At 35.9% G+C, this 3697-nt stretch carries 3 protein-coding genes; all 3 read left to right on the plus strand.

The genetic code is table 11. The features are described 5' to 3' along the window. The first annotated feature begins 1120 nt into the window (after nucleotides 1-1120). Nucleotides 1121-1603 (plus strand): GyrI-like domain-containing protein, encoded by a 483-nt coding sequence (locus tag AC1DLM_RS35200; RefSeq protein WP_477572601.1) that lies wholly within the window; start codon nucleotides 1121-1123, stop codon nucleotides 1601-1603. A 174-nt stretch (nucleotides 1604-1777) separates the two neighbouring features. After that, nucleotides 1778-2668 (plus strand): DUF4830 domain-containing protein, encoded by an 891-nt coding sequence (locus AC1DLM_RS35205; protein WP_477572602.1) that lies wholly within the window; start codon nucleotides 1778-1780, stop codon nucleotides 2666-2668. Nucleotides 2669-2745: 77 nt separating this feature from the next. Then, nucleotides 2746-3273: a hypothetical protein gene (locus AC1DLM_RS35210; RefSeq protein WP_477572603.1), complete on the plus strand. Its 528-nt coding sequence runs from the start codon at nucleotides 2746-2748 to the stop codon at nucleotides 3271-3273. Nucleotides 3274-3697 lie beyond the last annotated feature (424 nt).

Below are 3697 nucleotides of genomic sequence, written 5' to 3' on the forward strand. Positions count from 1 at the left end.
AAACTCAGGTAAAACTCAGGTACTATAAAAAGATAGCACTACTGAAATAAAACAAAACATCCTATTATTTAATTGAAAGTAGATTTATGTTTGCTTTGTCTATGATAAACAAGAGGTGGAAATATGAAGCACTGTTCTAATTGTCAAAGTATAAACGTCAAACAGATGAGTTCATTTCATACAAGACTCTTACTTTCCATTTACTTATTTTTGAATTTTTACTTTTTTACAGGTGTCATTGACTACGGAGCATTGATTGCTTTAATTCCTTTTATTATTCCTTATTCACACAAATGCTCTGACTGTAATACAACATTTTTTGGAATGCCCAGAATTAACTTAAATAACTTTTGGGTAGGAAATAATCCTGATATATATTTGCTTGCAATGTCACCTTCAATACTTATAATTACACTATTAATATTGAACTTTCCAAATACAGGACTAGGACGTATAGTGTATTTACCAAATATGTACTTTCTTAATAGTATGGTTGTCCTTTTATATTTATTTAAATTTAGAAAACGTAATGGAACATCGAACTTTATTACATGGGTGTTGTTATTAATAGTAACTGTGATTCTTTCTGTAWGGTTTTATCCTCAAGAGTATGGTGTTGGGATATTAAAAAAGATTTTTACCTAAAACCTCGAACGGGGTTATGCTTCGAAGCGAGTAACTACATCTAACAATGTGTTCACGAATCGGCGGACAAGCCGCATCAGTCTCGGAAGCAAAGTCGAAGTAGTGAATGCCGAGGCACACCAGTACCACCTAACCGCAACGCATCATTAAGCAAACGAGAGAACGTTTGTTMAATTAATAGCTATGGGAGGCTGCCGGCATAATAGGCAGYCTTTCGCTCACCTAACGGGCAGGAGTCGGACCCAATTTTTAATAAAGTGATTGAATGAAAATTAGTGTAGGATGGGGCAACCTATTCCGTTAACGGGAGAACTTATATTCAATTAACTATAAGATGAGGCTACCGCGATGGTAGCCTCATTAAGCTATTGGGCAGGCTAACATGAAAGTTGTGCATCTTTCTGTCTGCAATAAAAAGGAATATTTTGTATAAAAATTGAATACAGAGAGAGAACAAAAAAGGAGAGTGAATTACATGGAGATTGAAATCATTCAAACTGACAATATCTCAGCTTTTGTTGGGGTAAGGGCGAGTGCTAATATGTATAATTTAGGAAACAACATTAAAAATGCATATGATGAATTGGTAAGAAGACAAAATGAAATAAAAAACATTAAGAATCCAAATGTGACATATGGAATATCACCTCMAAATTACAAAAGTAACAACGGAACAGTTGATTTCTATTGTTGTTTTGAAGTGGAATCTCTTGAAAACTTACCACATGGAATGGTTCATATACATTTATTGCCTCGTACTTACTCATTAACAATTTATAAGGGATTGGCAAGCCAGACGGTAACAGCTTATGATTTCACTACTAAATGGCTGAATGATAACGGATATACATATGATGATACAGCTTATTATTTTGAGAGATACGACGAGAAAACAATAAGAGAATCAAATGATGAACGGAATGAAATGAAAATATTCTGTCCTGTAAAGAAGAAATGAGCATTACGCTAACGAGAAACTATAGTTCAATGAACAAAATAATGAGGMTGCCGCTGATTGAAGTAGGCAGCAATAATTATTGTATGTTCTGGGTGCAATGCAACTACTCAAATAAAAGTTGAAGAACCGACACCGACAATTACAAGTCCATATGTAGTTCAAGCAAACAAAATATTGAATGCGGAAGAGAGTTTACCCGTTGGTACTAAGGTACCCAATGGGCTTACTCCTGACAATTTTTTAAAGTCTTTTCATGTAGATGTACAATTTGGACCCAAGAAATTCATGGTACATATACCTTCAGTTTGKGATGTGAAGCTCGGTGAATATCCACTCGGTCTGTACTGGAGATTAGCAAACGTTTTTTCTGAAGACGCGGGTCTTAGTTTAGTTCCGTTAAAGGGCTCTTCGGTCGAGGTATGGCAGTATACTTTAAGAAACGGTTTAACTCATCAGGATCAGAAAAGTGAATTTCAATATCCCTCAAATGTAAATCTGCTAGTGAAATCGGAAAAGGTAGTTGGCGCGTGGTTGTCCTTCAACATACAGACTATAGGTCCCTCCATAAATAAACGTTACTTGGATGAGATAACTGGACTAACGTTTGAACAATGGAGTGACCGTGAAGGGATATTTATTAGTGATAGTTCTAATAAGGATTTGGTAGACATGAAACCTACCGAAGTATTGACCGCCTTCTTCAATGCAATTGAAAATAAAAATACAACTAGAGCTAATGCTTGCTTGGATCAACAGCGAATGTTGGAAATGTTGACAGTAAACCTAGGTGAGGATCAGCTATACAACCCAGGTTTTGGTGAAAACAACTCTATTGTATCGAATATCATCAGTGCTACACCAATTTCTTATAAACTTCTCGATCACGAAAGCCAACAAGAGCTTCAAGACGTTTCGAATTTATCGGAAGTTGTTGTTCAAGTATCTTTAAAGATTCAATGGAAAAATGAGGCGTTCAATAACCCAGATGGAAAAGATACTCGTTATGCTGCAATGAGGAAATATGCGAATGGTTGGAAGTTAGGTGGGTTGGGAACAGGTCCTTGATAAATGAAAAGTTACGTATTATACAAAATTTCGCCAAAAAGACAATATCTGAAATAACCTGAGATATTGGAGGGAACATGAGAAGTTATAAAATTATTTTAATCCTATTACTTATTTCTCTTGCTATTTCTGGATGTAAAAGCAATACAATTGAAGAAGAGTTTTATAAAACGCATAAAAAAGAAGGACAGGAAATAATTTATCAAGGATCCGTAATGAAGAGACCGTTCATTTTATATAAAGCCCCTTTTGATAATGGAAATATTGGTATTGGCTTGGCAGTGTTTGAGGGTGATGAGGCTAATGGATGGAAACTGAGTTCATCAAATGCAATGTATAATGAGACTCAATTGTTAATAGATCAATCAGGAATTAACTTTAACGAAAATGTTAGAAGGTATTTAATATATGGTTTTATTAATGATCCCGAAATAAACAAAATTGAGATAATCAATAAGAACAATCAGGTTATCGAGGCGAACATTATTCAGACTAATTGGAAGAGAATATATTACGGATTAGTTGAAATGAATGAACTGAGAATTAATGCTTATGACAAGAACAATAAAATCCTATTCGAAGTGCCGTACAAGAGCAAGAATTAGATTGTTACTTAAGGATTTCAGGTTACTTTAGATAACACCGTATTCATACTGCGGGGATAACGCCCCTTGGTCTGACCGAGGCATTTAGCGTTGAACTAACGGAGAACGTTAATATAAAGGGAGCAGTTTGCCGCGGACGGCAGCTGCTCCCTGTATTATTAAAGTAACGGACAGGATTGTTAAAAAGCTTTCGCGAATACCCTACATATGGATTTACGAGTTTACAAAATAAGTACCAATCTAGGTACACGGAGGGGAAATATGCTATACGGACAACGAGTAACATTAAGGCGTGTTGTTGAAGAAGATTGGGAAAAGCGATATGAATGGCTGTCCGATCCTGTAGTTAACCGAACGTTACCATCAGGAAGTGGTATGCCCCTAACACCGGAAGTGGTCAGAGAACGTACACGGAAGTACGCGC

The organism is Paenibacillus sp. 01T442 (genome assembly GCF_056398345.1).